The organism is Pseudomonas sp. P4_C3 (assembly GCF_056402075.1).
This window is the reverse complement of record NZ_JBFUIC010000336.1, coordinates 1-4,183: the sequence shown is the minus strand read 5'-3', so window position 1 is coordinate 4,183 and position 4,183 is coordinate 1. Positions and strand designations below refer to the sequence as shown.

Sequence of the window (4,183 nt, the reverse complement as noted above, 5' to 3'; positions counted from 1 at the left end):
CTTTATAGGGGCCGCTGCCCAACGGCGCTTCATAGCCGCCGCCACCGGCGAAATCGCGGCTCTTCCACCAGTGTTCGGGAAACACCGGCAAGGTCGCGATATCCAGGGGCAGGGTGCGATTTTCGTTGTTCTTGAAATCAAAGCGCACGGTCAGTGGCGATTCCACTTCGACGCTTTTGACGTCGGCGAACTGGGTGCGGTAACGCAGGCTGCCCTGGGTCATCAGCAGGTCGAAGGTGTAACGCACGTCTGAGGCGGTAATCGGTTTGCCATCGGCAAAACGCGCCTTGGGGTTGAGGTAAAAGCGCAGGGACAGGCCGTCCTCGGAGCGCTCCATCTTCTCTGCCACCAGACCGTACACGGTGTAAGGCTCGTCCAGTGAACGTTGGGCCAGTGGTGAATAGAGCAAACCGTCGATCTGTGTGACGCCGATGCCTTTGTCGATGTAAGGCAAAACGTGGTCGAACTGACCGATTTCGATCGCCGAGCGCCGCATCGTGCCGCCCTTGGGGGCCTGCGGGTTGGTGTAGGCGAAATGACTGAAGCCGGCAGGGTATTTCGCCGGTTCGCCGTACACGGTCATTGCCGGTTGCGGTGCTGCATTCACACCCGCGGCAGCCATCAGCAGGGTCACGGCAGTGAATAACAAGGTAGGGAAAGCCAGTCGCATTGTCAGCCTTGGAGCCGGGTGGTCGTTAACGACAATTTGTACGCTAGCGGCGCGTCCCTCGCCAGCCGAATTACGCACCTGAAACACAACGGCCCACCAAAAGGCGGGCCGTTGTGAGAGTAACTCAAGCGTCGATCAGTCCTGGCGGCTGGTCACTTCCAGCAGGTGGAAACCGAACTGGGTCTTGACCGGGCCCTGAACCACGTTGATTGGTGCGCTGAAAACCACGGTGTCGAATTCCTTGACCATCTGGCCCGGGCCGAACGAACCCAGGTCACCGCCCTGGCGGCTGGAAGGGCAAGTGGAGTTTGCCTTGGCAACTTCAGCGAAATCGGTGCCAGCCTCGATTTGGGCCTTGAGTTCGTTGCACTTTTCTTGCGAGGCAACAAGGATGTGACGGGCAGTGGCTTTAGCCATGGAAAAATTCTCCTTTCAATATTCGATAAAGCGCTGAGCCTACCGGATTCCGTGAGCTATTTCTCCTCAAAGTTCCGTTCCACACGGGATCACGGCAGGTGGCACCTCAAAGGCCAGCGTCTCTCAAGCGTTTGGCATGCTGGACATACAGTTCGATCGGGTCGACACCTGTGCGCAACTGGCCGGTCGGTTGACCAATGGTGTCCAGATGATCCAGCGCATAGTCGGAGCGGATAACCGTACCCAGATGGGAACTGAAGCGACCGACCAACCCGTCGTTCTGCTCGCTTTCCGTGACGAAATAACCGGAAAGGGCCCGGCAGAACGCGTTGAGCGGATCGAACGCATCGAGCCCTGCTTCGAGAACATTCGACTGCAGCACGCCGCTCCACGAGTAGTAACGCACACCGTTGACCCGTTCGCGCCCCTTGCCACCCCAGATGGTGGGCAGCCCTTGCGGGTATTTGTCGTTGAATGCTCCTACGCCTTCGGTGGTCAGCGCATTGAGGGCCGCAATGGCGTTTTTCGGTTGGTACTGATTATCGCTTAATGCTGCCAGGAAGTCGGTGAACAGGGTCACCACCGTCTCGGCCACCTGTTCCGGCAGACTGCCTGGTGTCAATGCCTTGCGCAGGAAATCGGCCAGTTCCGAACCATGATTCGGCCCGCTGACGGAGGTCACCGACGCCACGCTGTGTGGCGCGATCGCTGCGGCATAACGTGCGGTCAGTGCGCCCTGGCCATGACCTATGAGGTTGACTTTGCGTGCACCGGTTCCTTCAAGTACCCGCTCGATCTGCGTGAGCAATTGGTCACCGCGTACCTCGTTGTCATGGGTGGCCGACAAGTAGGGGACGAACACCCTTGCTCCGGCGTTCCTCAGCGCCTGCCTGATGTCGTGAAAGAGTTCGAATTTGCCGATTCTTTCGAAGCCGAAAAGGCCGTGGGCCAGCAGTATTGGATAACAAGTGCTTGCATTCCTTTGCATGTTCATACCTTTGCACAGAAGTTCGTTGGGACTGCATGGCGTTTCACTCTAAAACACTCGTGGTTGGCGCGATGTATGAAAAGTCCGCCGAAACTTGCGGAAAGCGGAATAGAACAAGTGCGAATGCTCAGGAGCGGCTGAGGCCTTAGTCGGAATAAATTGATGACTTTTCACGGCAATCAGGTTGCTGCTGATCAAAGACCTACTTCGTATGTATCGATTTTCCGAGTGAGCCGGGGTGAGAGGCCGACATCGCGGCTGTTTGCCGTGAGGTTAAATAGTCGTCATCCAAAGCCGGCCACCTGTTCGGTGTTTATTCCAAGGACTGGAGCGAATGAATGACTGTTTATGAACCCGATACCTTGAATCTCGCGCAGCAACCATTACCACCTCCAATTCTTGAACAGGCGGAAAACGGCGTTCTGAACCCCTCTGACAGAAAAGCCGTCATCAGGGTCCAGCCTTATCCGGGCATGACTTGCGGCGACAAATTGCTATTGAGTTGGGCGGGTCTGGATGCCGATGGCGTCGCCTGCAATCATCAGGTCGCGCGCTTTGTCACTGAGGACCGGGTCGGCGAGGACATGATCTTTGCCGTGGTTAGCGCACATATTGCGACGCTTGACGGTGGTTCACTCGAAATCAGTTACTCACTCACGAGCACCCGTTTTGCCGAGCCCTTGCACTCCCACCGTTTGCAACTGAGTGTGGGTGATGTGCAATCCGACCTGTTGCCTGCGACAGTGAACGACGCGGTGGGTAGAACGCTTGATCCGGATCGGGTGAAAGAAGGGGCGATCGTTACGATCAAACCCTATGCACGCATGGCGGCGGGCGACTGGGTATTGCTGGCCTGGGCTGGCGTTTCGGTCGAAGGAAGTTTCAGTGATGCACTCAAGGTCGAGTCCTTTGCTGTGGGGGAGGAGCTGTCGTTTTGGGTCAGCCCGGAGTGCATTGCGTCGAATCTGGGCTCCTCCGTTTCCATCGATTATTGCGTCAAGCAAGCAGGTCAGGGGCCTCGTTACTCTGAAGTGACGGCACTGATGGTTGACATCCTGGAACGGCGACCACTGCCAGGGCCCATTGTGCTGGAGGCCGACGAAGGTTGGGTGGATCTGCATGATGCACAGGATGGCGTGACTGTCGTCATCGAAAACGCCAGGGCTGATAAAGGTGAACTGATTTACCTGAGATGCGACGGGGAGAAATTCAATCACTGTAACGAGCGCGAAGTAACCAGAGACACTGCGGGCGAGCCGTTGGTGTTCATCGTTCCCTACCGGTTCTGGAGGGAGCATCGAGATTCCGCGATCCGTGTTTCCTATTCAGTCGAGCGCCTTGACGGCACCCGCCAGCAATCCGGAGTGACACTGGTTCAGGTGCAGTCCCTGATGGGGCATTGATTGCCATTTGCCCTCCAGTCTTCGCATGAAGGCCGGAGGGCGAAAGGATGATGCCAATTATCGGGCGTTGTTTGATGCCCGCAGCCGATCTGCCGCATCAAGCAACAGTCGTTCTGTCCCGGCCCAACCGAGGCAGCCATCAGTCACTGACACACCGTATTGCAATGACGAACTCAACGGCTGGCAGCCCTCGAACAAATGGCTCTCGATCATCATGCCGATCAGCGAACGGTCACCTTGCAGACGCTGTTCAAGTACATCCTTGAACACGGCTGGCTGGCGCAACGGGTCTTTGCCGCTATTGGCGTGACTGCAATCGACCATGATTCGAGCCGGAATTTTGAGCCTGGTCAGGTCGCTGTTTACCTGGACAACGCTGGCGCTGTCGTAGTTCGGCCCGCGATGGCCGCCGCGCAATACCAGGTGAGTGTCCGCATTGCCCGGGGTTTGAATGATCGCCGGATGTCCCTGGCTATCGACACCGAAATGGCGATGGGGATGGGCGGCGGAACGCATGGCGTCGCTGGCGACACCGACACCGCCGTCAGTTCCGTTCTTGAAACCGACCGGCATCCCCAGGCCGCTGGCCATTTCCCGATGGATCTGCGACTCCGTGGTCCGGGCGCCAATCGCCACCCAGCTCAACAGATCGTCGAAGTAGCCGGCCGCCATCGGTTGCAGCAGTTCAGTGGCAACGGGCAGGCC

General features: G+C 57.6%; 5 protein-coding genes. 1 reads left to right on the top strand and 4 read right to left on the bottom strand.

From position 1 onward, the window contains the following. The 3 genes from AC1DVH_RS27030 to AC1DVH_RS27020 form a co-directional block, all read right to left on the bottom strand. A partial coding sequence (locus tag AC1DVH_RS27030; RefSeq protein ID WP_477756371.1) for an ABC transporter substrate-binding protein occupies positions 1-670 on the bottom strand: 670 nt, incomplete at its 3' end. A gap of 135 nt (positions 671-805) precedes the next feature. Beyond that, positions 806-1,087, bottom strand: a complete 282-nt coding sequence (locus AC1DVH_RS27025; protein WP_477756370.1) for a peptidylprolyl isomerase — start codon at positions 1,085-1,087, stop codon at positions 806-808. Between the two features lie 106 nt (positions 1,088-1,193). After that, complete coding sequence (locus tag AC1DVH_RS27020) at positions 1,194-2,075, bottom strand: esterase/lipase family protein (RefSeq protein ID WP_477756369.1); 882 nt, start codon at positions 2,073-2,075, stop codon at positions 1,194-1,196. 338 nt (positions 2,076-2,413) lie between these two features. Here AC1DVH_RS27020 and AC1DVH_RS27015 point away from each other — a divergent pair, with 338 nt between their 5' ends. Further along, a complete protein-coding gene (locus tag AC1DVH_RS27015; protein WP_477756368.1) occupies positions 2,414-3,478 on the top strand; it encodes a hypothetical protein in 1,065 nt (354 codons plus the stop codon). 57 nt (positions 3,479-3,535) lie between these two features. Here AC1DVH_RS27015 and AC1DVH_RS27010 read toward each other — a convergent pair. Continuing rightward, positions 3,536-4,183: 3-deoxy-7-phosphoheptulonate synthase (locus AC1DVH_RS27010; RefSeq protein WP_477756367.1), on the bottom strand; the 648-nt coding region annotated here is incomplete at its 5' end.

Bases quoted from the DNA above. Each gene is read 5' to 3' on its own strand.
- AC1DVH_RS27020 (WP_477756369.1), bottom strand. From the start codon at position 2,075: ATGCAAAGGAATGCAAGCACTTGTTATCCAATACTGCTGGCCCACGGC.
- AC1DVH_RS27015 (WP_477756368.1), top strand. From the start codon at position 2,414: ATGACTGTTTATGAACCCGATACCTTGAATCTCGCGCAGCAACCATTA.
- AC1DVH_RS27025 (WP_477756370.1), bottom strand. From the start codon at position 1,087: ATGGCTAAAGCCACTGCCCGTCACATCCTTGTTGCCTCGCAAGAAAAG.